This is a genomic window from Bacillus sp. L_1B0_5, assembly GCF_000836715.1.
Classification (GTDB): domain Bacteria; phylum Bacillota; class Bacilli; order Bacillales; family Bacillaceae_G; genus Bacillus_A; species Bacillus_A thuringiensis_S.
On record NZ_JXIS01000008.1, the window covers coordinates 1 to 25,135 of the forward strand.

Genomic DNA, 25,135 nt, shown 5'->3' on the forward strand with positions numbered 1-25,135 from the left:
AAAAGAAACAACTGCGACAGTTGGTAAAAGCATACGGATATACAGACCCCATTGTTCTTGCATGTAGCCAAGAATTAGATCAATTCGTGTATGTTTTTATGCGTGATTATTCTCCTCGAACAGCTACATGTAAAAAATGATTCCAATTCCTCAATAGAATTGGAATCTAACTATACATATGTCCTCTATATTTTACCATAACTGGACTCTATGTGGACCGAATAAACCAACTTCTGCATAAAAACATTTCACTTAGGATATATTAGGACTAACAATTCCACCCTACAATATTAATTGTCATTCTAGAATGAAGTCACCTAACATGATTATAGGTGGAATTGTCTATCATTCCTTCAAAACAAAAAAAGACGTGCTAACCGGTTCGTCTTTTTTCTAAGATTTTATCTAATCTATTACTTGCTCTCATTTCTTATATAAACCTATTTCATCCCAAAACTCCCCACAATATCAGGATTAAATCATAATAAACATGTAACCAATATGCCATGTGCATATTCCTATATTTAACAAACCACAAAAGGTGAGTCGTAGCTGGTATACCAATTATTAAAATACATTGTAAAATATTGAATTGATAAGCAGTCAGATGCATCACACCAAAAGTAATTCCTGCTAAAAATATTGAAACGACAACTATCACTTTACTACTTATTTTTAAGTATTCCATGCATTTATACCAAAATAACAAGAATGAAATAAACATAATATTTTCACCCAATAGTTGAATAAACACTCCTGGAATGCTCAAAAGTATTTCTTGCTCACTTTTTTTATTCATCACATTTGTGGCTGGATTAATTGAAATTACACTGTTTAAAAACAGAACCCAATATAAACCCAATACTATTAGTACTATAGCAGCAATCACACATATCATATGTTGTCTAAACGACATTTTCTGAAATAACTCTTTCATAGCATCTCTAAAAAGATAACAAAAGACAACAACAATTGGGCCTGTATATACCAATGCCTTAATAATCGATTTCAACACTATCGGAATATCCTTCAACCAAACCTTCAATGTAGCACCATATGGGATATATACCACCGCAATACTTATCAATACCAGTAAACCCAAACTAAAGATACTTTTCGATTTCACCAAACCATGTAAATATTCATCTATACTTTGAAAATTAAACAATGGCTCTTTTTCAATATTCTTTTGCTGATTCTGTTTTTGGATAGCCACCACATGTATCACTACTTTCCTTTTTCTCTCCCACAATTATAACATTCTTCCATTTTTAAATATTTAAAAATAAACGAAACAAAAAATATCTACCCTTAAAATGCTAAAAGTTCCGCAAGGAACAGGTCGTATTTTCTTTCGCTACGCTTCAGAAAATCTCCACCTTTTATTTTTACTGCTTCACTCCGTTACTGCAGTAAAAATAATCCTTGCCCAACTTTTTTTGGCTCGTGAAATGGCGTTGCCAAGCCGACATACCCAAAAGCAAGTGTTTTCTCTATCGGCTTGATCTTTCCAGTATACGAGCCAAACCGCTAGACTTTCGTCCTCCTATTTAGTTTTTCATCCGTCGTCACAGACGTTTCAAACCGTGGGGTATCGCCCCCACCGACTCGCCAACCTCTACCCCAAAAGGCAAGGGAAAACCTTTTTATTCTCCATATATACAATGCTTCAATTCGTGTCATATTATTGATAAAGACCCTACGACTTTATTGTAGGGTCCCCCATTCTTATTCCGTTGTACTTGCTACTTTCTTTTTCTTTGGAAATACAAACTGAATTTTCCCATCGTCCAATTTTAAATACGCATCAAATTCCTTTTCTGATTTCCCTTTTAATCCTTTAAGTAACGTCGTTTTCTTGCCCTCTAACAGCTTTATCATATTACTTTCACTAATCTTCTGTCCTAAAAATTCTTTCGAAACAGAAAACTTACAACTCTTTAGATTGTCTTTCGCATATCCTGAACAACCATATATCGTTTTCTTATCTACGACTGGCTTTCCACAGGATGGGCACTCTCCTATATGATGTTCAGTTTTTCTATCTTCTACAAAATCATTTATCGCCCATGTGTTTACTTGGTCTTTTGCTTCGTTGATGAGTTTCTGTGCTAACTTTTTGGAGGTTTCTACGAAAGGCTTATCCTTTTTCTTCCCTTCTCCAATTCCCTTCAAATATACTTCCCATTTTGCAGTTAATTCTGGTGAACCAATTGCGGTATCTTTAATGGCCTCCACCATCATTTTCCCTTTATTGGTTACATGTACGATGTTCTTTTCAATTTTGATATACAACAGTGTTTTGATTCTTTCTATAATGCCTGATCTCGTTGCTTCGCTGCCAATATCATGCTTTGCCATTACTGTAATTAGTTGCCCTTCTGTATATAGTTTAGGTGGTTGTGTTTTCCCTTCATGTAACTTGATTTCTGTTGTCTCTACAGATTGACCTTGTTCTACAAGCGGAAGCGTCTGTTCTTTTTGATTCTCTTTCTCTTCATTTTCTTCTTTTCCAAACACGACTTGCCATCCAAGATGGGTGATTTGCTTCCCTGTCGATTTAAAAACCTCTTGATTCACTTCAGTGAAAAGTTCTGTTTGATTATATGTCATAGGCTCATAGAAGGTTGCTATTACACTACGCACAACCTCATCATAGAGCCACCTTTCTTCTTTGGATAAGTTTTCTAGGTTAGGAACTTGATTCGTGGGAATCAATGCATAATGGTCTCCACATTTTTCATCGTCCACGTATGCTTTTTGCTGTACAATCGTGTCTCTTTCTTTTTTTTCAATCAGAGTTTGATAATCTTTACTATTCGCGAGCTTTTCTAGAACACCTGGCAACTGTTCCGCTTCCGCTACAGGAATATGTTGATATTCTGTTCGGGGATACGAAAGCATTCTTTTATCGTATAGGCTTTGTGCAGTTTCTAGTACCACTTTAGGGGACATTTTATATTTTTTATTTAGCTTTGCTTGTAGGCTCGACAGATTATATAATTTCGGCGCTTGTTTCGATTTTTGTTCCACTGTCACCTTTTGTATACGTGCTGTATGCTCTTGCAATTGTTGCAACTTTCCCTGTGCTTCTTCTTTTGAATGGAGTTTCATAATGTTATGATCTTGGAGGAGTTTTCCGGCATAGGGTATTCCATTCGTATTAAAATGCCCATGAATTTCATAGAATGATTGCACTTTGAAATGCTCTAATTCTTTCTCCCGTTGACGAATTAAGTGTAACAAGGCTGATTGTACCCGTCCTGCACTGAACACCTCTTTCACGCCTTTCTTGTCTCGGAACAACAATGTAAATACTCGTGAGGCATTCATGCCTATAATCCAATCGCTAACAGAACGGGCTTGTTCTTCTAAATAATAACTATATGTTTCTTCTGCATCTCGCAAGTTTTGAAATCCTTTTCGAACAGCATCCTGCGTCATACTCTTAACCCACAATCGTTTTTGTGGTGTGTCGTTCACGCCTGCCATAATAATAATATTTTTTGCAATCGCTTCTCCAGCTCTAGCAGGATCAGTCGCAATAATAATTTCATCTGCTTTTTGTAGCCATTGTTTCGCATTTTGAAAAATCGACTTTTTATCTTTTGACACCTTCATTTTAAACTCTTCTGGAATAATAGGTAGTTGGTCCATACTCCAATTCTTCCACTCTTCTTTATACTCATCAGGATTACATAATTCAACTACATGCCCCAATGCTGATATCATCACAACTTCTTCATCTCCAAAAATTTCTTTATCTTTCACTGTAATATGTGTACTTTCTCGTTTGGCACTTTGAAATGCTTCCGAATAACTTTTCATTTGTTGCGGTTTTTCACATAGTATCACTTTCACGTGGATTCCCCCTTGAATTGAATTACAGTTAGAACTTCCGTTCTTCCTATTACTGTTCTATTTCCGCCCATCCATCCGTATAGTACTCCGTAAAAAAGTTTGCTGGGTCTGCATTCCATTCCTCTATACACACTCTACCTAGACTATTTTCTAATTTTTTGAATGTAACTTGTAGATAATCATGTAAACGTTTCAACTCATGTAAGTTATAATTCTTCAATTCTCCTTCAACGAGTGTTTCATCTCCATACGGAATCGTCATGAGTGCCTTGATTTTCTCCAAAAACTTTTCATTTTGTTCTTGTTCTAATAGCATTTCTTGCTCAATTATTTTTTTGAAATTACGTAAGTGAAACCAGCTTGGCTCGTGAATATGCTTTAAATAAACACCTTCCCAATTGTGATGCATTTCAATTTCAACATACTCTTGATCCCACCTTCTTGCATGTGAAGTAAATCCGAAATATTTACACAATATATTTTCCAATGGGGCACCGATGAACCAATTATCCTTTACTCGTTTACTTTTCATATTTAACACGATTTCTTCAATATGTTGTAACAGTTTCCGAACTATAATTTCAGCATGATGTGTAGATACATATATCGCTCCCTTATCATATTCTAAGCTCAAATTATGATAGATTCGATATACTGTTTCTTTTCTGTCTTGCATCGCTATATATTCTTTTGATTGGTTTTGTTCCATTTTGATTCTCCTCTTCAAACATCGTTATTCTGTAATGTATATTTCATGACAATACTTTTCTTTTTCCACCTAACAATATGTTCATCCCTCGTACAAGTTGTATACAAACCGCTATTAATTACTGAATATAACGTATAAATGCTGGTGTCTTTTGAATTTGAAAATAAGTACAAATCAAATCTAAAAGTTTCTCGGTTACCATACCTTTTCTAATTAGATCGTGAATCTCAGATTCTGAAACTTTTATCTCATTTGCAAATTCTTTCATAGACAATCCTCTCTCTGTGTATAAAGAACACACTACATGTCTCAAATTTCCGACATTTGCTTGTATAGATAAACTTGTATACCGCCTATCTAACTCTTTTAACTCATGTTCTACATGTTGTAGTTCCCGTAATAACTCTTGATATATATATTTCCCCATATATTTGCTCCCCCTTATTTTTTAATCGATACTTTCCTAATTAATATTCCTTCATCATTTTGGTTCAGTAACACTTCTAATCTAGATAAATTAGATTGTAAGAACATAATGTCAACATACTCCTGTTCTTGTAAGAACACTACCGTATCAGCCAGCTCTTCTACTAATGCTCTCTTATTCTCACCAAGAAGAATCTCCGGTAAATTATGCATTCTGTCTGCCATTTCAAAAATAAATTGATGATAAGCTGTTTTTCCAAGCATTTTCTTATACTGATTTGAAGAATACATTCTTAGCAGCACAAATGTGTTGTGCATCAATCCTGCTGCCATTTCTTTTAATTGCAAGATGTCTACCTGTATTAATTGTTCTCTTAACCTATAAATTTTCTCTCTTTCACCTTCAATTTCATCGAAATTTTGCACTTTCCCCTGTTTTTGCTCTTGCTGATTTCTATAATATTCTCCAGAAGAACTCCCCAATGTTTGAAGCATATAACAAATGACTTCTCGTTCGATACGAGAGAACGTACACCGTGGATTACTCCAAATAAACCATACCATTTCTCTATACCTCACTTTAATGAATGGTGCATTCTGCCCAAATTCTTGTAAAAGTTCTCTCTGATATGCTGTTAATACCGATGTATCAATCACATCTAGGGATATAGGGGATTTCTCTACACCAAATAAGTTTCTTAGTTTCTCAAGGTTTTTCTGATACACCTTCTCTTCCTGTTCTGAAAAAGCTTCAAAACGATATTCATGTACAAATTTGCTAAACTTCAGTAAACTTTTCAAAAAACGTTTTTTCCAAAAATTCATACTGGATTCCTCCAACTTTATATATTTATTTTGTAAGGCTTCTTCGAAGAGTCATATTTTTCTCTTTTGCTAATTTGTTGTAGCACGAGTCACAGTAATTATCACCAGATTCTGTTGCTACTCCACGTTCAATTGTTTTATCACAAGCCTCACATAATACATCCCAATTTTCACGTTCTCTCATCATTCCCATCCCCTTTTTAATAAAATTCAAATTGTATAAAGATTCCTCAAGCTTCTCTTCTATGCTGTCGTTGCCCCTTTGATATCCTCATACTCTTTTTCTTCGATTTTTTAATTTGCTCCCACATATATTGAAGAACTCGAGCTGTAATTTTTTCTGGAAAGAATCCCTGACGTTCTAATAGAATGTTTTCTATCACCCACGCCTTTCTTGTGTAATACTCATACTCTCCGCCTGTTTCATCCGCAGTAGCTTGTAATGTACTTTCTGTTTTGGAAGCTTTATTTAGTAGTTGTAAACCGTAATACGTTTGACTCCTTGCTTCTCTTACTTCCTTTAGCAACAAATACAAATCGTACGTATGATACTGTTTCAGCTCTTCTACAGACTGATTGATGTGTTCTAAGAAGATATGTGACTGCATTTTTGTAAATTCAAAACGCTCCCCATTCTGACAAAGCTGTAAGACACCTGTTTGTTGTTCCCGCATATGACCACCACAGAATTCACAAATTTCTTGTACTACACCATTCTTATCAACTTGTATCGGAGTTGCACAGTATGGACAGTTCACGATTATCACACTACCTTTCGTTTAAGATTCTAAATTTATTATACAACCAACTACATGTAGTTACAAGTAGTTGAAAGTGATTTAAAACACTTATATAATTACATTAGAGGTGGTAGAAATGGAAAACCGAGGCTTAAAAAATCGTAAGACACTTTCGAATGCAATTGCTAAAGAACTTTGGTATGATTTAGACCAATTAGCGAAAGACACTCGTATTAATAAATCTAAATTACTAGACGAAGCTGTTAGCGATTTACTAAAGAAGTATGAGAACCCTACAAAGAAATAGCACCGTAGGGTTCTATTTTGTTGTCCACTCCTTATTTTTCGAAACTCACTGAAACCTCTTCTTCCATCACGATTTCTTCTTGTTTTTCCTTCACTAAATCCGCAAATTTTTCTACCTGCTTTTCGTCTGTTACTTCTTCTGCTATGACTGCTAATTCTTCTTTTTGATCTATAATCTTGGCTTGTTGGTTCACTAGTAAAATATGTGATACTTTTTCAATCCTTGTGACAAATTCTTCCGCATTCACTTGTTCTATACGGTGAATATGCGGATGATGTTCCACAATATATTCCCGTAACGCTCCCATCGTTGCTTCTGGATGTTTTTCAAACTGTTCTGTTACCACTTCTTGAAAGTTCTTTTTTATCGTATCCGTAGGTATTTCAGCTTGTTGTTTTACTAAGAGGTCTTTTTCCAGAGGCTGTGGCATAGTAGGTTCTTCCACTGTTTTTTCTTGCACCACCTCTTTTTCTATAAGCTGTTCCTTTTCTTGTACAACCGTCTTCTCATTATCCTTTTCTCGTAACGTTTCCTTTTGATACGGTCTCGCCTGTTCCAGCTTTTGATTCAATTCTTGACTCTTTGTAAGGATGAGATTATTTACACGAACTACTCCATCAATTAATCTATTTTTTGTATATTGTTTCACTTGCTCTGGTGCGTCTTTTACCGTTTGTACATTTTGTTTCACTTTTTGCATAAAGGTTTCTTTTAAGGTTTGATAACTCTGTTTTACATTTTCTTTTAAGGTATGAATGGCTTCTTTCCACGAAACCCCCTTCTCTTTCTGTTCATAGTATTGATGAAGTGTCTTTTCTAAACTTTTCATATGTTGGTCCAATAACTCTTTCACATCCTCTTTGGTCAATGTAGAACCTTTCGGATTTTCTAAATCGCTTTCAATCAGTTGTTGCACGTCCTTCATACTTTTATTCAATACGTTTTTTACTGTAACCGTTTGTAAGTTGTTACGTAACACTTCCATTCCCTTTGCTAACCCTTTTTCTTCAGAAAGATTATGTTCATATTCAAATGCCTGATTGACCTCATACACACCCGACTGTAACCGCTGTAAAAAGGTAGATTCTTGTAACGTCTTCATCGTCTCGCTGACAGTGCGTTCGGATACCTGTGTTTGTTCTGCGATTTCTTTTTGTGTCAGATGCAATTGGTTTTTCGCATCTAATCGTTCCATCACAAAATTTAATACTTGGATTTTTTTCTCCCCTTGTAACTGTAAATCCAATAGCGCATTCCAATTTCTATCATGTTTCATTTTCATATAAACCACTCCCTCTATATAAAATAATTAATTGATATAACCTTCTTCACCTAAAGGTTGTTGGATACTAATGTTTCCTACGATCCATTTTTTCTTTTCGGGACTATATACCATCTCAATATCTAATACCATTTGCGTGGTACTCGTTACACCGTTTACAGTCGTATTGATCCACACACGAGAAAACACATTCGCTTTCTCACCATTTTGCACAGTTGTATAGTATAACTTGACATCTTTTACAGCTGAAACAATCGTTGTTTCTGGTGGTGTTTTTTCTGGCTTCTTTTCTTCTCCTGCTGGCTTTAACTTCCCTCTTACAGACTCTGTTGTATATGCATCAATTTTTGACCACCCTTGTTCACCTTTTGACGTATCATACGTAAAGAAGGCTCGTAAAAAGGTGTCTGTATCCTTTTTTACTTTTGTTTCCTCATTGTTCTCTTTTGCCTGCACCTTCTCTTGTAAACTGGTATTTTCTTTCAAAACTTGTTTATATTTTGTTTCATATACTTTCACCTCCCCTTTTTGTTTCCAAGCATACCCAATTAATATCACTATACCTATAGATAAAATCAGAATTGCTATACTACGTCTCATTTCCATTCACCCTTTCTCATCGTTACTGTACTCGACCAAACCCTGCGAGATGTTGCTGCCAATACGGTTTATTTAAATCAGCATAATCAAGGGGGTCACCAGCATGATACATTTGCATATTTCCTTGATAAATACCTACATGCGTAATATATGTCCCTGAATTATATGTTCCATGGAAAAACACTAAATCTCCGGGCTTTGCTTCTTCAGCAGAGATACGTTTTGTTTGATTCCATTGCATTTGTGCGGTTCGATCTAATTGCACACCTGCTGTTCGGAATGTCCACTGAGTTAAACCACTACAATCAAAACTTGCAGTTGGGCTTGCTCCGCCAAATACATATTTATAACCTTTATATTTAATAGCTTCAGCCATAACTTTTTGAAAAAATTCGTCTCCAACAGCTCCACCACCAGCAATTTCACTCGTTTGATAGTATTTCAAAACTTTTTCAACATAACTATAATCACCATAACAAAATGGACTTCTGAATCCACATTGTGTGCGCCCATTTGCCATTTTCAAGGCAAAACTTTTCGCTAATTCTAGGGTATATTCCCCGCCATTACTATTAATATAGTTCAAAAATCCCGGGCCGAAATTATATGTTTGAAGGGCTAATTTTATTCGATTGATATCAGATGGACTCTGCACATTTGCTATTGTAATAGAATGTTTAAATTCTTGTACGCCAGCCCATATGCTATAGTCTGGGTCTGTGATTCCGTTTTGAACTTTCGGGTACTTCGTGTTAAAAGCGCCCTCTGCCGATTGCATGACATCGAGCAAACGTCCGCCGCTCTCCTGCATAATTAAACTAAGCATTAACGGTACATATGGCTCTACACCAAATTCTTGGGCGTATTTACGAACCGTAGGTTCCCATTTTAGAACTTCAGGTGGAACAGTTGTTGTTCCTGTCCCCATTGGTGTTTGTGGCTTACTCCCTCCTCCCCACATCAAACAGATGAAGAGACTAAACAAAACCAGTATGCCAATCAGTATCGGCTTCCAATTTCGTACAACGGTTACGGTTGCTTTGATGTACACGTTTCATCATCTCCTCTTCATCAGCACTTGACGTGTCATAAATTTCAGCATACTTCCTGTACCACTTGCCACACCTGTAGAATAGACAAATTTTTGTAACACGGCTGGTGTTGTCACAACCCCTATTAAAATACCTGTTCCTAAAATGGCGTGACCCGACAACATACAATTGAGACCTAAATATAAGAAACTGACTTGGGCGGCTGCTGTTCCCACAATAGCAATCGTTTCTCTCCACCAAGTTGAATACATATCCATCTCTTCATTTAAAGCGGATAAGGCGACAAAAGGTATTAACACATAACAAAAGACAATTTGCCCGAGTCTCATAATCATTTGAATGTACATTAAGACAAACAAGATAGCGAGTAAGACTAAAAAGAAAATAGCGACAAATACAACCGTTCCTGCCATTTGTAATTGATACGTTTTCGAGATATTCCCTAACACAATTTCACTAAGGGGTTTTTCATTTGAATTTGCTTGATCCAACCCTAAATACTCTACAAATTTTCCCACCACCAGTCCTTTATCTGAAATAAATCCCACCCAGAACGAATTGATTTTAATCATGATATCTAAAAATAACGGTAACATCAGGAGGCGATACGCAAACTTTCCGATATCCCCCATGATTTGGGACGTTGTTCTTCTTTGAATGGAACCCGTAGAAATCGCTAAGTATTGTTTAAATAATTGATGAAGGACAATGACTCCTACTAAGGCATAGACGAGAAAGCGAACCCAAGAAAATACATCCTGTATCACCTGTACCTTTTGATATTCCGTATCAATTTTCGTGACACTCACAATCGAACCTAAGAAAAAATTTAAGAGTTGAATCGACAATTCCACAATCCACCGAGAAAAGGCTTCAATGGGATTCGTTACCGTTGTAAAAAAGTCTTTCACCGCTTGCCACATGCACATTCACTCCTTTTTGTTACTGCGCTGGAGGCACAGTCGCTTGTTTTTGTTGTAACTTTTTATTTTCTTCAATGACAATTTTCAGTTGTCCCACAATTTCTTTGATTTCAGATTCTTTATCCTGCATTTTTTTTTGTAACTTTGTTTTCTCTTGTTCTAGCATTTGTATGTGTTTCTTTTGTTTTTCACTTTGTTCATCCTGTTTCGCATTCACCGTCGCTGGCTGGATACTGTCTTTTGTGATAACATACAAATTACAGGAAACCGATAGTGTCAACAAAGCGACACATAACTTGGTGGAAAGAGGGAAAGAGAAGGGTGCGAATGACCAATTTCTCTTTCTCTTTTTTTGTTTTTCTTCCGTTTCTTCTGGCTCTTTCACGAGTTCTTGCAACGCTTCCCATGTTGTAGATTGATAGATATGTTGTAAGAATTCATTCCTCATTTCTACTGACTGAAGCATGCAAGCTTCAAATGATTCATTCGAAAAAGCAAAGGCAAGTAAACGTTTCGTATGGGTCAACCTATCATTTCGATTAAATCCCGTTACAGGCATGTGGTCCATCGCTTGATACATGAGTTTCACTTCCCCTTTCTTCGTGTAAAAAATATTGTCTGGAATGGGGAGGAGCATCGTTTCTTGATGTGTTTGGAAGAGGTGAACCAAGCGAGACACCACTTTCCGTTTGATCGCTTCATTTTCTTGTTGGATACGAGAAAACGATAACAAGTGGGATTCTTTTTCATACCGAAGTATGACATCTCCTCGTATAATTTCCGCAAAGGTACACGGTAACAAATACGATTTGGTTTGTTTGATGCTGTCAAATGGAGCTTCTTGTTTTAACTTTGTTTTCGAAAACCGATACACATATTCTGTAGCGGTTTCCTCTACTGTCCCGTCCCCAAATACAATAATCATACCTACACCTCCGTTTTCTCTTTTTGTTCTTTCCTTCTTTGTGCTTCTTTCTCTTCGATATGTTCCACTGGCGAAAAATCTCGTTTTTGTTCTTTATAAATCAGACTGAGTGTAATGTGCTGAATCGCTTCTTTCACCTGTATCAGAAACTGTTCTTCTGTTTCCTTTACATCATGGTAAGGAACGAACTCTATATCTGTCATCATGCAAGCTGGATTTTTCTGTACAAGAAACTGAACGCCCTCTTCTCCTTCTTCCTCCGCTTCTAAGTCCATCGTATACAAAGCATGTATCCGTCCATTTTTCTTTTCTATCCCTACAGGTTGTAACACCTCGTCTCCCCATAGTTCTCGTTTCAACGTAATCGGTAAGGACACAGTTTTTTCGGTGTTTTGTTCCTCCTTCTGTTTCTCACTTTCTGGTGTTTCCGTTGTTTCCTGTACTTCTCCTTCGCTTGGTACAGATGCTTGCGATTCGTCTTGATTATTTTCTTGTTTTTCATCTTCTGATACAAGGGAAGACTCTACCGTTTCTTTTGGCTTTTCTTCTTTTGGTATACTCGATTCTGCTGACTTCTCTTTTAAATGCCATCCCATATTTGCCTTTTCTCCTACTTGGTCAGCGAACCAGTTGGCTACCCATGCTTTTTGCGCATGAATGGGTAATCTACCACGTTGAAATACATAACAATCATTATTTTTCATCTGATTCAAGAGTTCATCGGGTGTCTTGAGCGGTCTCTGTACGTAGGTATACGCTTGTTGATTGCTATCAAATTCTCCAGGTGTTTGGCTATCATTTCGCAACCTTTTGGTCGTCACACCCAGTCGCTCTGAGAAATATTTCGCTGTGTCGAGGTCATTTGTGCCTAAAAAAAGAGTCGTATCACAATTGGACATAATCTCACCAGTTTGTTTCTCACCGTATCGATCCATTAATTGCCCGATACTTTGCGCAATGATTGATACTTCCATCCCATAGGAACGGACAGTAGAAAGTCGTTCTGCAAAATCAGGCATTTTTCCGATATTCGCAAACTCGTCTAATAAGAACCGAACAGGAATATCTAACGTATTATGATTTGTATCCGCATAGGCACATAATTCTTGAAATAATTGAGCAAAGAATGTATTAATTAACGCTCGATACGTACGGTCTGCCAATGGAATGACCACATATAAAGCAATTTTCCTCTTCCCAATATCCGCTAATTTAAAGCTACTGTATTTTGAAAACGTACGAACCGATTTTAATTTCCATAGTTTCATTGCCTTGGCTGCGTTACTCACAATTCCGCCCCATGTTTTATCTGTCGCATTTTTCACGACACCAAAAGCGATTCTAGCGGACGATTCTTCTTCTAAATTTGCAAACAGATTCTTCAATTCCTTTTCTGAAGGTTCTGTTAATAAGTTGTATACATATTCCATTGAATGCTGTTCTTTCGGCAGGTTTTCTCGCACATATAGAATACCCGCAGTAATTAACGAAACCGCTTGTTCCTGCCAAAAACTATCTCCCGACTGCTGTCCTTCTTCTCCGCCTAAAACTAGCGTTGTTGCAAATTTTTCAGCATCTTCATCCAGTCCTACATAGTCAATCGAGTTGTACATGTCGGATAATGCCATATTTGAAAAATTAATGAGATACACTTCATACCCTTGTTCTCTCTTCTCACGAGAAGTAAGTTCATAGATTTCCCCTTTGGGATCTGACACGACAATCGATTTGTTTTTCGTATTCACGACATTGTTTAAGATATAACATTTTGTTTTTCCTGAACCAGAACCACCTATGACACATACATGTCGATTTAAAAAACTGTCTTCCTTATGAATCATCAATTTATCATTATAGACCGCTAAAACAGTTCCTTCTTCTTTCCTGTCATCCGTAATATCTATCTCATCAAAAATGGTTACCTCATCTGAAAGAGAAGCACTCCCTAATCCTCCATATTCGCTTGCATCTTCCACCGTATGTGGTTTTAACTTTCTCCATGTTTGAAAGGTTGTATAAGCGAAAATACCAAGTAGAATCAGTTGCGCATATTGATACAGTTCGAGTCCTATTGCGAACGATACGGTTTCGATTGGACTCGTCAAGTAGGTGACCGCAAGGTCTTTTGCTGTACCATCCGGCAACTCCATTAACTCGTCTTTATGTTCTAATAAAAAATCAATCATTCGAAGGCCAAATGCCACCACATAATCAATCAAAAGACAGAAACTGAAAATCATTCCGACTGACAACCAAAATGTCTTCCGAGAATCCGCAAGGGGTTTTTCCTTCATACTCATCCCGCTTCCCCCTCTTTTGGTTTTCCGCCCATCAGTTCCCATTCCACCTCTGTTGGTTCAATCAGAAGGTGGACACGCTTATCCGCATAGATAAAAATTCCTTCTCCTTTATTTTTCTTACGAGGTTTTAAAATTTTTCGTTCACTGTCTGAAAATTTGATCTGCGCCTGCGTCATCAAATCGTGAATGGATTTTTCTGCAAGTGGTAAGAACATTTTCATTAGACTATTTTCAATAACCGCTCCCCCGTAATTCTTTTTCCCATCACTCGCTCGGAGTAATTCTTCTACCTGTTGTGTTGCGCCCCATACGCTTCCATCATACTTTCGAATCCGCTTCCAAATTTGATAAATGAATTCCATACTTTGCGGATTAGACGGGTCTGCGAATACGTGTAATTCATCTAAAAACAACGTCTTTCTCCCTGCTGTTCTCGTAATCTCATCCCATAGAAACGAAGTCGCATTGAACATCGCACAAGATTGTAAAGCTGAACCGACTCCTAGTCTGGAAATATCAAACGAAATGAGTTGATTACGTAAATCTACATTGGTAGGTCCATTAAAAATACGATTATTTGCACCCGAAACGTATTGTTTCAGTACATAGGAGAATAACTTTAATGTGTCGTCTCCTTCCTCAATTTTTTTCATCAATAGCGCATATAAATCTGCTAAAACAGGAAAATCTTTGGATTTCTTTTTCTCAAAGTCAGTATCAAATGTCATGCAAAAAGGCTCTGATTCGTATAATTCCACCAGATAAGCATCTAGTACAGCTAATTCATCAATCGTCATAGACGGACGCATAATCTTGAAAAAAATCTTCACTCTTTCTAAATGCTCAAGCAATGGATTTCCTTTCTTTTTTGTATCTCGCTCATAAAACACGTGTAACGGATTGACACGCCTATCTGTGGTATTGGACAGTTCAATGACCTGACCACCGAGTTTTTCAACAAATTCACTATCTTCTCCTTCTGGATCCATGTTAAAAATCCGAATCCCTTCCATAAAATCACGCATCAGTAACATTTGCTTCAATTTGGTTTTTCCGTATCCCGATTGCCCTAAAATAATCCCATTTCGGTTCTGTAATTCCCATTTATTCACCACAATAAGCGATTTTGTTTTGATATTTCTTCCCATCGCAATCCCGCGCTTCGTAAATAATTCGGTCTCATCAAAAGGAAAGAAAGTAGAGAATGCTTTTGTATCCATATTTCTTCTCGTATATTCTCCTACCTTATTTTCCAGAATGGGCAAACAGGATTCAAAAGCATCTTGCATGCGTGCACTAGGCACATAGGCAAAGAGATTACGGGCTGAAAACGCATTATTTACCTTATCCGTTAATTTCTTTAGCTGTTCGAGACTCTCGGCATGAAGCCGAATCAGGAAATGCACGAGTAACATGCCACCTGTATCATTCGCCACTAAATCCTCCAGCATATTATTGGCACTCTCTAATTCCTGTTCCGCTCGTTTTCTCATTTCAGGATTTAATTTTCCCGACAGCAATCTTGCTTCTAACTCTTCAATCGAATTACTAAAGTTCTTAATCATATCAGCAGAGGAAGTCGGTTCTACATGATAGGTAAAGGAGATATTTCCTTCTAACCGATACAATTTGGATAAGAACCCCATGTAGCTACCTGATGGATAATCCGTCATACAAAGGATACGTTCATATCCTTCTCCTACCCGGATATAATCTATTTCTTCCTCAAATATAGCTGGTGCAATCTGATCCGCTACAGAAAAACGTTGAAAGGTTGGTTCTTCTTTTTTCTCTTTTCTCTTGAATCGGAACATGAGCTATTCCCCTCCTTTTATGTTTCTTTTGGCATGTTTCACTGTAATATAGGGCGAGGACACTTCTTTAAAACGATTAATACGTGCTTGATAGTTGTTAAAATGCACCTGAAGAATTTGAACAATCTCATGAGCATTTAAGATATGACATTCTAGACCGTCTTCTGAAAGTTCTGTTAAATTCTCTCGTAACATCTCCGCTCTTTCTAACAGTGTTTCCAGCCCGTTCTGGATACTTTCTTCGCTTCCCTGTACTTTCTCCCTTAAAAGAAGGTAGTGTGCCTTTTTCAGCGTATTCTGAGCGTGTGAGGAGTTCTCTAGATAAGAAACATAGCCACTTCTTAATAATTGACGCATGGCATTCGATTCTTCTTCTATCTTTTGTTTCTGATCTTCCACATAATCCGATAAGTCAACAGGTTCTGCCAGAACCTCAATTTGAAATTCGCATGGAATTCCTGACACAATCGCACCAAATTCCTCCATCAATTCTAGTTTGTCTTCCTCACCCATTAATTCCAAGTTCATCGTCCCCACCCGAATGCCCACAATCAAGGTTTGCTTCTTCGTCAGAATCGCTTGATGATACAACGTTTGAATCGGAATTAAATCCTGTGTACGTTTTGCTTGTTGTCTCTGTTTTCGTTTTTCTTGCCATTTTTGGAAACCCATTTTCTCACCTACCTACTCTTTTTTATATAACAAGATCGTTTGCTTCTTTCTTTTTCGCTGATGAAAACGAAATACATCTAGCAAATACGCACCTGCTTTCACGTTACATCCTTGAATCGCTGGTAGCACAAGTAACCCCGTAAATAGAACAAACAAGACTAAACCTAATCCAAGTTGCACAAAAATATGAATCGGTAACAAATACAATGTTCCGCCAACAAGTGGAAGGAAGAGAAGATAGTAGCCTATCTCCTTCCATCCTATACCCGTATTCGGAATTAACTCAAACTTCGCCTCAATATTTTTTGGAATATGAATGTGTTTTGGACTCATCTTTCTTTACCTCAACTTTCCAACCACAAAATTCACAATTAATGTTCCCATAAAAATAACGCCTGTCACCATCACAATGGATAGCATATCGCCTTTGCATTCTGCTTTCTCCGATGGGTTATTTGCGAGCTTCATTTTGATTCCTTTCCATCCAAACATACAAGCTCCAACAGATGGGGCAACGAATAGAATAATAGTCGAAACAGCATCTACAATACTTTTAATCTTTGTTTTAATCTGGTCTTCTTCACCAGCGGCAAAAGCAGTATGTGGAGTAAATATAATGACACATATCATCGCAAACATTGCATACTGCCAAATGATTTTATTTTGAAACAAGTTTTTTACTTTTTGTTTCATGACAACCACTCCCTCTCTTCTCTCCCCATTTTATGTCTAGCTCTCCCAAATTCGACTTTGGGTCAATGATAAACACCTGCCCTTTCTTACTTTGCTCAGCTGTATAGAGCATACGTGCGTAAGTATAATCCCCCATTCCCACTACACTTGCCCTCCTTGTTCCATTGGCGCCTGCTTGGATGTGTCTTCTGTAGATGATGGTTTCTCGGGTTCGTTTGGTGGTTCAACAGGCGGGTCTTGCTTTTGTTCTTCTACTACTTTGACTACCACTTTCGTAACAGAAAGATTTCCTGCTTTATCGGCTGCCATCACTTCTACTGAAATATCTCCTGCTTTGCTCGTATCATACGCTCCAATCGTTACTGTAGGGTTTGCATCCTGATTATCTTGTACGGTAACCAAATCTTGTGGTAATAATTTTGCTCCGACTTTTACGGTGACATTCTCTTTTGTTGTAATCACAGGCGCTTCCGTGTCTTTATTCTCATTTACATCTATTACTTTCACCGCAACCATGACACTTGATTGATTTCCAGAGCGATCTACCGCAATAACTTCTACCTGTATCTCTCCTGCTTTGCTTGTATCGTACTTGCCGACAGAAACAATTGGATTCGCATCCTTGTTATCACTTACAGTAACTAAATCTTGTGCGGAGAGAATGTGACCAACTGTCACTGTAATATTCTCTTTCGGCTTGATCACAGGCGCTTCCCTATCCTTATCTGCTTCGGGGTCGATAACGGTTACTGTTACCCTGATACTAGAACGGTTACCTGCTTTATCAATCGCAACCACTTCTACCTGCATTTCCCCCGTTTGACTTGTGTCATAGTTCCCATTAATCGATAATAACGGACTCTGATCCATGTTGTCGGTTACGGTAACCAAATGATGAGGATTCAGATTCTGTCCTTTTTGTACCGTTAGATTCTCTTTTACTGTCATTTTTGGTGCTTCGCTATCTACGATTGGTTTCGGCTTTTCTGGTTCTGTGGGCGGTTCTACGGGAGGTTTCGGCTTATCTCCCTCATTTCCACCTGTAGGTGGTATGATAACGGGCGGTTTCGGTTTATTCCCCCCTACATCATCTGTTGGTGGCATAATGACTGGTGGCGTAGGCTTATCAGGTTCTGTTGGCAGTTCTACCTTCACCTTCGGCTTTTCTATATTGATTGGTGGCGTAGGTTTTTCAAGTGAAATGGATTCTTTCGAATTTGATGTATTCCCTAATGGTGTCAAGATAACTGGCGGTGATGGTTCTATTTTTGGTGGTTCGATTGCAGGCGTTGGTAACTTTTCTTGCTCTATTTCCGATTTTTGATTCGTTTGAAGAATCGTTGTTAATTGCTTCGTTTCATCTTCTGTTAAATATTTTTTTGCTATCGTGGTAGAGATAGGAGAAGATTCTTTTTTAGAAGATACATGCATGACATTTTCATCGGTAGGATGCGGTTCTTTTTCTCCTTCCTTCTCTTTCTCTGACTTCTCCTTTTCCTTCTCAGGCTTCTTCTCTTTTTTTACTTCTTCCGTTTTCTTTTTGCCTTTTTCTTTAGATGATGCCTCTTCTTTTCCAAAACACCCAGTAAGAGAAGACAGCGCAAGCACTGTCCCACTTACAATCGTGACTTTCTTCAAAAATGCTTGTTTCTTAGTCATTTTGAACCCTCCATTTGTATAGTTCTCTAGTCATCTAGCGATTGCAATCTACCTGCTTAATTGGTATTTTTCTTGGAAGATAATACGTATCGAGTACAATCACTTCATTTTGTAGTAAAAAAAGTTCCATTTGATTGTATCCACTCATTCGACTAAAATATTTTGCATCATCCATACTATTTGTGCCAAAAAATAGCGTTTGATTGCAATCCCCAGCAATTTGATTGGCAACCTGTTTCCCATAAATCTGTTGAAGAACAGCGTGTGACTGAATAATCATGGAAACATAAATTCCTTTAGCTTTCACAACTTGTAGAACATGCAAAAGATTAGGAATGGGATACAACTCATATTCTTCTAAATAAAGGTGTACATCTCTTTCTAATGTTTTTTCTTGTAGTAGGTCAAAAACCTTTTGAAGACGCTCTCCCCGCTCTTGATACGTACTATCAATGAGATTAGCAGAAATATATAACACAAACTTTTGTTGTGTAGCGTTCACTATAATGCCTTGTAAGCGTTCTTCAAATTGCGGATGAAGAAGATCCAATTGTACGATTTCATACCCCTGCTCAGCCTTTGTCTGATTGGTAGCATAATAGATTTCCTTTTTCCTACTCTCTACAACGATGATGTTCTTTTCTTCTTGCTTTACATTTGGAATGGTATACCATCGTGTTTTTCCTGCGCCAGTAGGACCAACGACGTACACATTCGAATGCTTTTCTTTTTCAAACTTGATTTCAGTAGCCCCGATTAACATTTCTTTCACCTATCTTTCGGATTTTCATTATAGAAACCATATCAGAAATATAGCTATCCATGTTGGAATGGCTAGTATACATGCATTCTTACACCCTCTAAAAAAATGGAACGTTTCTTCCGCCTCATAAGAATCTTCCTGAAGCCTTTCTTGGGGCAGATATTCCTTTGCCTTTACCAACTTACTATTTTCCCCTTCCAAAATATAGCTTTGACCCATTCCTTCTCCAGACTTTCCAACCACAAAGGAATGTTTCTTCAATGGCTGACTCATATCCCTTCTCCCCTTTCTCGCCCTTTCAGATATTGCTGATAGATACAGTGTTTCCGAAGAATGGAAACTAACTGTTCAATAATCCCTGTCCTTGTCATACGTTCTGAAGAATCCATTCTCTTAAAAATATGATACGACGGGTGATTTTCTCCAATCGACGTCATTAACTCTGCTATATAGTCCTCTTGTTCGGTTGCTTTCTGTAGCAAGTCTAATGTTTGGTCTACATCAACATACAGAAGTTCTCCACTCTTTTTTTGGAAATACATCATACAGCCTGCTAATAATTCTATAGCCGATTCTACCCAAAACCCTTCTCGTTCCGCTGGTTTGACAAATGTTCTCGCAATTGCCATTGCCTGCATATATTCATCCAAGTGGAGAGTATACTTCTTTCCATTCCCAACTGTACCACCTACAAATTGCTTCTGACTTTTGTTATACATGCTTATCCCGCTCATTTTTCACCCTACCTTCCCTTTTAGAAGATTCTCTCAACTGACACCCTTTATACTATTCCGTTTCCCACCAACCCTTTGTCGTTGAAAATCATTCATTTACTTGTATCAAACAGTTACTTCCTCGGTAAAATACGCCACACTTTGTGCAGATTCATTATCCCGATTATCAAACAGCTCTCGATACTGTACCATCATGTCCATCCATTCTTCTTTTGAAATTTCCTGTGCTTCAGCAAACCCAATCCCTACATCTTTGGAATACGAATCAATTGTCCATTCTATGGTATAACCACTATCTTTTAATACACTTTGATTCCGTTCAAAGGAGAGAATGGTTTCTTTGTCAAACGAGCACCTCACTAAATTTGTTAGGTAACAAGATTCTCCATTTTTTAGAGAAAGACGTTGGTCTTCTAATTCCTCTGACTCAAATAAACGTTCCTGTCCGTTTTCATCGAACACTTGAAATAACACATAGACACTCATTGAGCTCACGTCTTCACCTTTATACGCAATTGGTTCGTTTGGTATGAATACATAGTCATAACCTAATCGATATTTCACCACTGTACTTCACCCTTTCCTACAATTGATATCCTACTCATTCGCCTTTTTATTTGTACGATAGGCACGAATTGCTACAAGTCCACCTAATAACATTACAACTCCACCAATCCACTTCCAGTATGGATTTTCTTCTTTTCCACCTGTTGTTGGGAGCGTATTTTCGACTTTTTTGGGCGCTGGCTCTACTGCTTTCACAATTGGCTGGACTTTGATTGGTTGTTCTACCTTTGGCTGTGGTTGTACAGGCTTCTCAGGTTGTTTACTTGGTTGCTCTGGTTTTGGTTGTTCCGGCTTACTTTTGAACTTCACTGTTTGCCCTTTATCCTGAATGTCAGCGTGCGTTGCAACTAACACATCATTTTGATATACGTCTTCAAATACCACTACTTCTTTCCCCTCAAGTGCAGAAGCATTGAATGTGAAATCTAACGTAACAGAACCATCTTTTTCTTTCGCAGTAAATGTCGTTTCTGATGTAACTTCCTTCCCATCTACTTGTAATGGTTTGTTTGTTGCTTTATCCATGAGCTTTCCTTTCACTACATATTCTTTCCCTACGATAAGGTCTTTGTACTCGACTTTATCTTGGATTGTTACAGAAACTGTAGCGTCTAACTCTTTTGATCCATCCGCTTTGTTTAGAGCTGTTGTTTTCACTTCAGGCTTCACAAACTTGACTGTTTGCCCTTTGTCGTTGATATCCGCATGTGAGGTAACCATTTTTCCGTCTTTTAATAACTTCTCAAATACCACAACTTCTTTTCCTTCTAAACCAGTTGCATTACATGTGAAGTCTAACGTAATTGAACCGTTTGCTTCTTTTGGTGTAAACTTCGCTTCCGCTGTTACTTCTTTCTCATCTACAACGAGTGGTTTCCCAGTGGACTTATCCATTACTTTACCTGTAAGCGTGTATTCTTTCCCTACTAATAGGTCATTGTAGTCCACTTTATCTTGGATTGTAACAGACTTAGACGTATGCATTTCTTTTGCTCCATCCGTTTTATCCGTAGCGGTTGTTTGAATCGATGGAATCTTTTCATCTGCGACAATATGTTTCACGATTTCATCATTCTGCTTGATTTCAAACGAGAATGTTTCTTCATTCAACATATATCCGTCGGGCGAAGCCGTTTCTTTGTAGGTATACTTCCCATAACCAAGTTTGAATGTTGCAACCCCTTCTGCATTTGTCTTTCCTTTTGCTACAATTTCACCTTTCTCATTTCGAATCTCAAATTCTGCATTTGGTAGTTTTACATTCCCATCTGCAACATCAATCTTCGTTAGTTCTAATTCACCATAGATTGGTTGATTTTTTGCCTCTAACTCGATTGTCTGTCCTTGTTCTGTGATTTGGAATGGAATTGGTTCTTGCGATAACACGTACCCTTCTTTCGCTTTCGATTCTACAAATGTGTAAGAACCAAATGGAATGTTCTCTACTTTGATTAGACCATTTTCATCTGTTGTATGCTCGCTGATGACTTTCCCTGCACTATTTTTCAATTGGAATGTAACACCTGCAACTTTCTTTTCTGGATGCTCCGCATCTACTTTCAGCAGTTGTACGTTCCCTTTAATTTGTTTATTTTCAGCTGTCCACGTTACCATCTCACCCGTTTTGACTTCTAACGTTTGTGGGGTATCATTTAAGATATAACCCACAGGACTTTTTACTTCTTTCACGACATAAGTTCCCATCTCAATATTATCTAAAGAGGCAATCCCCTTGTCGTTTGTTGTAATCGTTCCCATACTCTTCTGGTCGCTAGCTAACACCTCAAATACTGCTCCTGCCAGTGGTTTCTTGTGTTCATCCACTTTAAGGATTTTCAAACCGCCTACCGCTTTCCAAAAGACTTGTAAATCCTGACTTACTTTCTCTTGACTACGTTCTAATAGAACCGTTGCATCCTGAATCACACTTGTACCTTTATACATCACCGCATGTTGATTTGTTAGGTTGGCAGTTACTCGTAATGACAATTCAGCACTTTTAGAGGATTTCGGCACTTGTACACGGAATTTTTCACCTAGTTGGAATGTTTCTTTTGCTTCTCCCTGTTCTGTGACAACTCGTGTTCCAGCTGGTGCTTCTTGCAATTGAATCTTGTACTCACCTTTTTTTGCATTCGTTTCTACAGCATATGTTGTGGTTTCAAAATACTCACCATGTAACGTAGCTTCTTGCTTATCTGTCGGTTGTACATTCATATAAACATCTTGCGTGTCCCCTGTATGATCCGCCGCATACGTAATCGCTTTCGTTGCTTGTTCCACAGCTTGATCTTTAAATTGCAATTCACCTGTATTGATTTGTCCAAGTGCATGCCAGATACTCAGCTGTGTGGCGTAGTGAGCCTGTTGCCATGTAGAAACTCCTAGTTGTTCAGGCGTTTTTTGCGGATATCCATTTAATAGTACACGGTAGACAACATCATCCGTTCGTCCTACCTCTGGTAAATCTGTACCATTTGGAGACTTGAGCCCGTATACCAAGCAATACGCAATTTGACCACTAGCGTTTTTCAAAAGCTCTGTACGGACATTTTTTCCGTATTGTGGACTGTAAGCCCAATTCATCTCGTAATTTTCACGATGAATCACCTCCGCACTCGCAGATTTCATCGGAATCAGTACACTGATGAAGAACATACATAAGCTCATCACCAAGGCCAAGGATTTAGAATACACGAATCTTTTCGTCATTGTTAGTAGCTCCTTTTTGAGTATGAAATTTTCAAAGAACTAAATAGATTTAATATTAAAAAAATTCAGTCTAAGTTGAACAAAAAAATATACTTCATGAACATAGTTTCTACTTGCAGTTAAAAATGATTGAAATCTTTCTTATTTCCTATACAATGTACATTGAATGTATATTGTATGGGTATACTTATCAAGTTAATCAGAATTACGTAACTTTGGCTCGATAATATGTTGGACTAAATAGTTCGCTTACAGGTAGATTAAAATACTCTGCAATTATAATAGCTCGAGATGCAATTGTACTTTTTTTGCCTACTTCGATTTCATGAAAAACACCGCATGGAATATTTAAGTCTTTTGAACATTGGTTCATCGTAATTCCTTTACTTTCGCGAACTAACCTTAAATTCGTTACAATATTTTGATGAACATTCATACTTAACACCTCCCTTGGTTTTTATCTTATATCATCTTTAAGCTAAAAACAAGTAAAAAACACATTTTTTTATGTACTTTTTACAGATTTATTTCTTGTTATTTATTTTCGCTTCACTATCGATTTTATACTTTTAAATTATCAATGAAAGGAATTGGTATTTGTGGGAGTTTTCGGAACTAGATTAAGACAATTACGCCTAGAGCGCAGATGGAAAATGAAGGATTTTTCAGAAAAAGTTAGTGAATTAAGTGATTCCACTTTTACTGTGAACTCTTTATCAAATTGGGAACTAAAAGGCACTGAGCCACCATATGACATTCTAGCTGTAATTTCAAAAGTTTTAGATGTCAGCACAGACTATTTAATAGGAGCAAGCGACAACCCGTTAAATATTTCTATTTCAGATGAACAACAAGAAAGATGCAATCAACTTTATGAACAACTTTCAAATTTACCAACTATAAAACAAGACAAATTAAAATTTGAACTTGATGCATATTTAAATTTTTTTAACTATAAAGAAAAACAATTGCATATGGATTTTGAAACTTTTGCTAATTACCTTCAAAACGAAATAAAAAACTCTTAATAATTTCATTTAGATAAAAGCCGAAAACCCACTTCTAAAAAAGTGGGTTTTCAGTGTTCTTCGATCGCTTTCAAAAAAGCGGCCTGATAATCCAAGAATAAAATAAATTAAGTCTTGATAAAAATAACCAATCGATTAATTTCCCTTGCAACTTTCTATATGTAGAACCCCTTTTCACTCAAGACTCCTAAATTATCTCTGTAGATTTAACGTTTTTTCAAGTCGAATTTACTCGTTTATATATTGAAATTCTATCAAATTAGTTATAAGATTAAAGTATGTAAATTCAGATAAAGTTTTTCACAGAATTACTTTGGTCAAATTAACACGTAATTTAATATTATTTAAGTCATGTTACAAGATAAAAAAACTAATATGTCATCATAAATGCTTTTAAATAAAAAAAACCCTACCTCAACTCCATTTTAATTGTCTTATCAGTTTGGCGGCTGAAACAATTAAAATGACCCAAAAAGTAGGGGGTTTTCTTAAGTATATTTAACACAATACAATTATACCATATGTTAAATATCTTGTGAATCA

At 37.2% G+C, this 25,135-nt stretch carries 28 protein-coding genes; 3 read left to right on the forward strand and 25 right to left on the reverse strand.

Going from position 1 to position 25,135, the window contains the following annotated elements; all coding sequences use genetic code 11:
• Nucleotides 1-11: 11 nt before the first annotated feature.
• Nucleotides 12-140: an aspartyl-phosphate phosphatase Spo0E family protein gene (locus RT27_RS32720; RefSeq protein WP_043935292.1), complete on the forward strand. Its 129-nt coding sequence runs from the start codon at nucleotides 12-14 to the stop codon at nucleotides 138-140.
• A 305-nt stretch (nucleotides 141-445) separates the two neighbouring features.
• Here the strand turns inward: RT27_RS32720 and RT27_RS02800 are convergent, their stop codons facing one another.
• From RT27_RS02800 to RT27_RS02825, 7 genes are all read right to left on the reverse strand, one after another.
• Nucleotides 446-1,228 (reverse strand): hypothetical protein, encoded by a 783-nt coding sequence (locus RT27_RS02800; RefSeq protein WP_043935293.1) that lies wholly within the window; start codon nucleotides 1,226-1,228, stop codon nucleotides 446-448.
• A 500-nt stretch (nucleotides 1,229-1,728) separates the two neighbouring features.
• Nucleotides 1,729-3,861 (reverse strand): type IA DNA topoisomerase, encoded by a 2,133-nt coding sequence (locus RT27_RS32725; RefSeq protein ID WP_082044826.1) that lies wholly within the window; start codon nucleotides 3,859-3,861, stop codon nucleotides 1,729-1,731.
• A 49-nt stretch (nucleotides 3,862-3,910) separates the two neighbouring features.
• Complete coding sequence (locus RT27_RS02810) at nucleotides 3,911-4,570, reverse strand: hypothetical protein (protein ID WP_043935257.1); 660 nt, start codon at nucleotides 4,568-4,570, stop codon at nucleotides 3,911-3,913.
• 118 nt (nucleotides 4,571-4,688) lie between these two features.
• The gene (locus RT27_RS02815) at nucleotides 4,689-4,997 is read right to left on the reverse strand and encodes a hypothetical protein (protein ID WP_000521594.1); all 309 of its coding nucleotides are present in this window, start codon (nucleotides 4,995-4,997) and stop codon (nucleotides 4,689-4,691) included.
• A gap of 14 nt (nucleotides 4,998-5,011) precedes the next feature.
• Nucleotides 5,012-5,821: a hypothetical protein gene (locus RT27_RS02820; protein WP_043935258.1), complete on the reverse strand. Its 810-nt coding sequence runs from the start codon at nucleotides 5,819-5,821 to the stop codon at nucleotides 5,012-5,014.
• Nucleotides 5,822-5,846: 25 nt separating this feature from the next.
• Nucleotides 5,847-6,005 (reverse strand): hypothetical protein, encoded by a 159-nt coding sequence (locus RT27_RS35090; protein ID WP_078187972.1) that lies wholly within the window; start codon nucleotides 6,003-6,005, stop codon nucleotides 5,847-5,849.
• Between the two features lie 46 nt (nucleotides 6,006-6,051).
• Nucleotides 6,052-6,588, reverse strand: a complete 537-nt coding sequence (locus RT27_RS02825; protein ID WP_043935259.1) for a hypothetical protein — start codon at nucleotides 6,586-6,588, stop codon at nucleotides 6,052-6,054.
• 109 nt (nucleotides 6,589-6,697) lie between these two features.
• Here RT27_RS02825 and RT27_RS32735 point away from each other — a divergent pair, with 109 nt between their 5' ends.
• Nucleotides 6,698-6,868: a ribbon-helix-helix domain-containing protein gene (locus RT27_RS32735; protein WP_000431537.1), complete on the forward strand. Its 171-nt coding sequence runs from the start codon at nucleotides 6,698-6,700 to the stop codon at nucleotides 6,866-6,868.
• Between the two features lie 31 nt (nucleotides 6,869-6,899).
• On the opposite strand, the gene RT27_RS02830 is transcribed toward RT27_RS32735, so the two are convergent.
• From RT27_RS02830 to RT27_RS02910, 18 genes are all read right to left on the reverse strand, one after another.
• Nucleotides 6,900-8,150, reverse strand: a complete 1,251-nt coding sequence (locus RT27_RS02830) for a replication/maintenance protein RepL (protein ID WP_043935260.1) — start codon at nucleotides 8,148-8,150, stop codon at nucleotides 6,900-6,902.
• 27 nt (nucleotides 8,151-8,177) lie between these two features.
• Entirely contained in the window at nucleotides 8,178-8,750 is a 573-nt protein-coding gene (locus tag RT27_RS02835; protein ID WP_043935295.1) for a hypothetical protein, read from the reverse strand.
• 22 nt (nucleotides 8,751-8,772) lie between these two features.
• Nucleotides 8,773-9,801, reverse strand: coding sequence for a lysozyme family protein (locus RT27_RS02840; protein WP_033692619.1), 1,029 nt, complete (start codon nucleotides 9,799-9,801; stop codon nucleotides 8,773-8,775).
• 6 nt (nucleotides 9,802-9,807) lie between these two features.
• Nucleotides 9,808-10,731, reverse strand: coding sequence for a conjugal transfer protein TrbL family protein (locus RT27_RS02845; RefSeq protein WP_231583597.1), 924 nt, complete (start codon nucleotides 10,729-10,731; stop codon nucleotides 9,808-9,810).
• 13 nt (nucleotides 10,732-10,744) lie between these two features.
• Complete coding sequence (locus RT27_RS02850) at nucleotides 10,745-11,650, reverse strand: hypothetical protein (RefSeq protein ID WP_043935262.1); 906 nt, start codon at nucleotides 11,648-11,650, stop codon at nucleotides 10,745-10,747.
• Nucleotides 11,651-11,652: 2 nt separating this feature from the next.
• Nucleotides 11,653-13,950 carry a type IV secretory system conjugative DNA transfer family protein gene (locus RT27_RS02855; RefSeq protein ID WP_043935264.1) on the reverse strand — a complete coding sequence of 766 codons (2,298 nt, stop codon included), beginning with the start codon at nucleotides 13,948-13,950 and terminating at the stop codon, nucleotides 11,653-11,655.
• On the reverse strand, nucleotides 13,947-15,764 hold the full coding sequence (locus tag RT27_RS02860; protein ID WP_006923710.1) for a hypothetical protein: 1,818 nt from the start codon (nucleotides 15,762-15,764) through the stop codon (nucleotides 13,947-13,949). Before RT27_RS02860 ends, RT27_RS02855 begins: the two co-directional genes overlap by 4 nt.
• Before the next feature lie 3 nt (nucleotides 15,765-15,767).
• Entirely contained in the window at nucleotides 15,768-16,436 is a 669-nt protein-coding gene (locus tag RT27_RS02865) for a hypothetical protein (RefSeq protein ID WP_043935266.1), read from the reverse strand.
• 12 nt (nucleotides 16,437-16,448) lie between these two features.
• Nucleotides 16,449-16,769: a hypothetical protein gene (locus RT27_RS02870; protein WP_000074651.1), complete on the reverse strand. Its 321-nt coding sequence runs from the start codon at nucleotides 16,767-16,769 to the stop codon at nucleotides 16,449-16,451.
• A gap of 6 nt (nucleotides 16,770-16,775) precedes the next feature.
• Complete coding sequence (locus RT27_RS02875; RefSeq protein WP_000810964.1) at nucleotides 16,776-17,129, reverse strand: TrbC/VirB2 family protein; 354 nt, start codon at nucleotides 17,127-17,129, stop codon at nucleotides 16,776-16,778.
• Nucleotides 17,095-17,271: a hypothetical protein gene (locus RT27_RS35095; RefSeq protein WP_002180661.1), complete on the reverse strand. Its 177-nt coding sequence runs from the start codon at nucleotides 17,269-17,271 to the stop codon at nucleotides 17,095-17,097. Before RT27_RS35095 ends, RT27_RS02875 begins: the two co-directional genes overlap by 35 nt.
• Nucleotides 17,271-18,788, reverse strand: a complete 1,518-nt coding sequence (locus tag RT27_RS02880; protein ID WP_043935267.1) for a hypothetical protein — start codon at nucleotides 18,786-18,788, stop codon at nucleotides 17,271-17,273. Before RT27_RS02880 ends, RT27_RS35095 begins: the two co-directional genes overlap by 1 nt.
• A gap of 34 nt (nucleotides 18,789-18,822) precedes the next feature.
• Entirely contained in the window at nucleotides 18,823-19,551 is a 729-nt protein-coding gene (locus RT27_RS02885; protein ID WP_043935269.1) for a type IV secretory system conjugative DNA transfer family protein, read from the reverse strand.
• A gap of 27 nt (nucleotides 19,552-19,578) precedes the next feature.
• Nucleotides 19,579-19,824, reverse strand: a complete 246-nt coding sequence (locus tag RT27_RS02890) for a hypothetical protein (protein WP_043935271.1) — start codon at nucleotides 19,822-19,824, stop codon at nucleotides 19,579-19,581.
• Nucleotides 19,821-20,270, reverse strand: coding sequence for a hypothetical protein (locus tag RT27_RS02895; RefSeq protein WP_231577676.1), 450 nt, complete (start codon nucleotides 20,268-20,270; stop codon nucleotides 19,821-19,823). The genes RT27_RS02890 and RT27_RS02895 overlap by 4 nt, the downstream gene beginning before the upstream one ends.
• A 120-nt stretch (nucleotides 20,271-20,390) precedes the next feature.
• Nucleotides 20,391-20,852: a hypothetical protein gene (locus RT27_RS02900; protein WP_043935273.1), complete on the reverse strand. Its 462-nt coding sequence runs from the start codon at nucleotides 20,850-20,852 to the stop codon at nucleotides 20,391-20,393.
• 30 nt (nucleotides 20,853-20,882) lie between these two features.
• Nucleotides 20,883-23,564: a VaFE repeat-containing surface-anchored protein gene (locus tag RT27_RS02905; RefSeq protein WP_043935274.1), complete on the reverse strand. Its 2,682-nt coding sequence runs from the start codon at nucleotides 23,562-23,564 to the stop codon at nucleotides 20,883-20,885.
• A gap of 205 nt (nucleotides 23,565-23,769) precedes the next feature.
• The gene (locus tag RT27_RS02910; protein WP_043935275.1) at nucleotides 23,770-24,000 is read right to left on the reverse strand and encodes a helix-turn-helix transcriptional regulator; all 231 of its coding nucleotides are present in this window, start codon (nucleotides 23,998-24,000) and stop codon (nucleotides 23,770-23,772) included.
• Between the two features lie 163 nt (nucleotides 24,001-24,163).
• Here RT27_RS02910 and RT27_RS02915 point away from each other — a divergent pair, with 163 nt between their 5' ends.
• The gene (locus tag RT27_RS02915; protein WP_043935277.1) at nucleotides 24,164-24,592 is read left to right on the forward strand and encodes a helix-turn-helix transcriptional regulator; all 429 of its coding nucleotides are present in this window, start codon (nucleotides 24,164-24,166) and stop codon (nucleotides 24,590-24,592) included.
• Nucleotides 24,593-25,135 lie beyond the last annotated feature (543 nt).

Excerpts from the sequence above, each read along its gene's own strand:
- RT27_RS02810 (WP_043935257.1), bottom strand. The coding sequence starts at position 4,570 with ATGGAACAAAACCAATCAAAAGAATATATAGCGATGCAAGACAGAAAA.
- RT27_RS02815 (WP_000521594.1), bottom strand. The coding sequence starts at position 4,997 with ATGGGGAAATATATATATCAAGAGTTATTACGGGAACTACAACATGTA.
- RT27_RS02820 (WP_043935258.1), bottom strand. The coding sequence starts at position 5,821 with ATGAATTTTTGGAAAAAACGTTTTTTGAAAAGTTTACTGAAGTTTAGC.
- RT27_RS35090 (WP_078187972.1), bottom strand. The coding sequence starts at position 6,005 with ATGAGAGAACGTGAAAATTGGGATGTATTATGTGAGGCTTGTGATAAA.
- RT27_RS32735 (WP_000431537.1), top strand. The coding sequence starts at position 6,698 with ATGGAAAACCGAGGCTTAAAAAATCGTAAGACACTTTCGAATGCAATT.
- RT27_RS02830 (WP_043935260.1), bottom strand. The coding sequence starts at position 8,150 with ATGAAAATGAAACATGATAGAAATTGGAATGCGCTATTGGATTTACAG.
- RT27_RS02835 (WP_043935295.1), bottom strand. The coding sequence starts at position 8,750 with ATGAGACGTAGTATAGCAATTCTGATTTTATCTATAGGTATAGTGATA.
- RT27_RS02845 (WP_231583597.1), bottom strand. The coding sequence starts at position 10,731 with ATGTGCATGTGGCAAGCGGTGAAAGACTTTTTTACAACGGTAACGAAT.
- RT27_RS02850 (WP_043935262.1), bottom strand. The coding sequence starts at position 11,650 with ATGATTATTGTATTTGGGGACGGGACAGTAGAGGAAACCGCTACAGAA.
- RT27_RS02855 (WP_043935264.1), bottom strand. The coding sequence starts at position 13,950 with ATGAGTATGAAGGAAAAACCCCTTGCGGATTCTCGGAAGACATTTTGG.
- RT27_RS02860 (WP_006923710.1), bottom strand. The coding sequence starts at position 15,764 with ATGTTCCGATTCAAGAGAAAAGAGAAAAAAGAAGAACCAACCTTTCAA.
- RT27_RS02865 (WP_043935266.1), bottom strand. The coding sequence starts at position 16,436 with ATGGGTTTCCAAAAATGGCAAGAAAAACGAAAACAGAGACAACAAGCA.
- RT27_RS02870 (WP_000074651.1), bottom strand. The coding sequence starts at position 16,769 with ATGAGTCCAAAACACATTCATATTCCAAAAAATATTGAGGCGAAGTTT.
- RT27_RS02875 (WP_000810964.1), bottom strand. The coding sequence starts at position 17,129 with ATGAAACAAAAAGTAAAAAACTTGTTTCAAAATAAAATCATTTGGCAG.
- RT27_RS02880 (WP_043935267.1), bottom strand. The coding sequence starts at position 18,788 with ATGACTAAGAAACAAGCATTTTTGAAGAAAGTCACGATTGTAAGTGGG.
- RT27_RS02885 (WP_043935269.1), bottom strand. The coding sequence starts at position 19,551 with ATGTTAATCGGGGCTACTGAAATCAAGTTTGAAAAAGAAAAGCATTCG.
- RT27_RS02890 (WP_043935271.1), bottom strand. The coding sequence starts at position 19,824 with ATGAGTCAGCCATTGAAGAAACATTCCTTTGTGGTTGGAAAGTCTGGA.
- RT27_RS02895 (WP_231577676.1), bottom strand. The coding sequence starts at position 20,270 with ATGTATAACAAAAGTCAGAAGCAATTTGTAGGTGGTACAGTTGGGAAT.
- RT27_RS02905 (WP_043935274.1), bottom strand. The coding sequence starts at position 23,564 with ATGACGAAAAGATTCGTGTATTCTAAATCCTTGGCCTTGGTGATGAGC.
- RT27_RS02910 (WP_043935275.1), bottom strand. The coding sequence starts at position 24,000 with ATGAATGTTCATCAAAATATTGTAACGAATTTAAGGTTAGTTCGCGAA.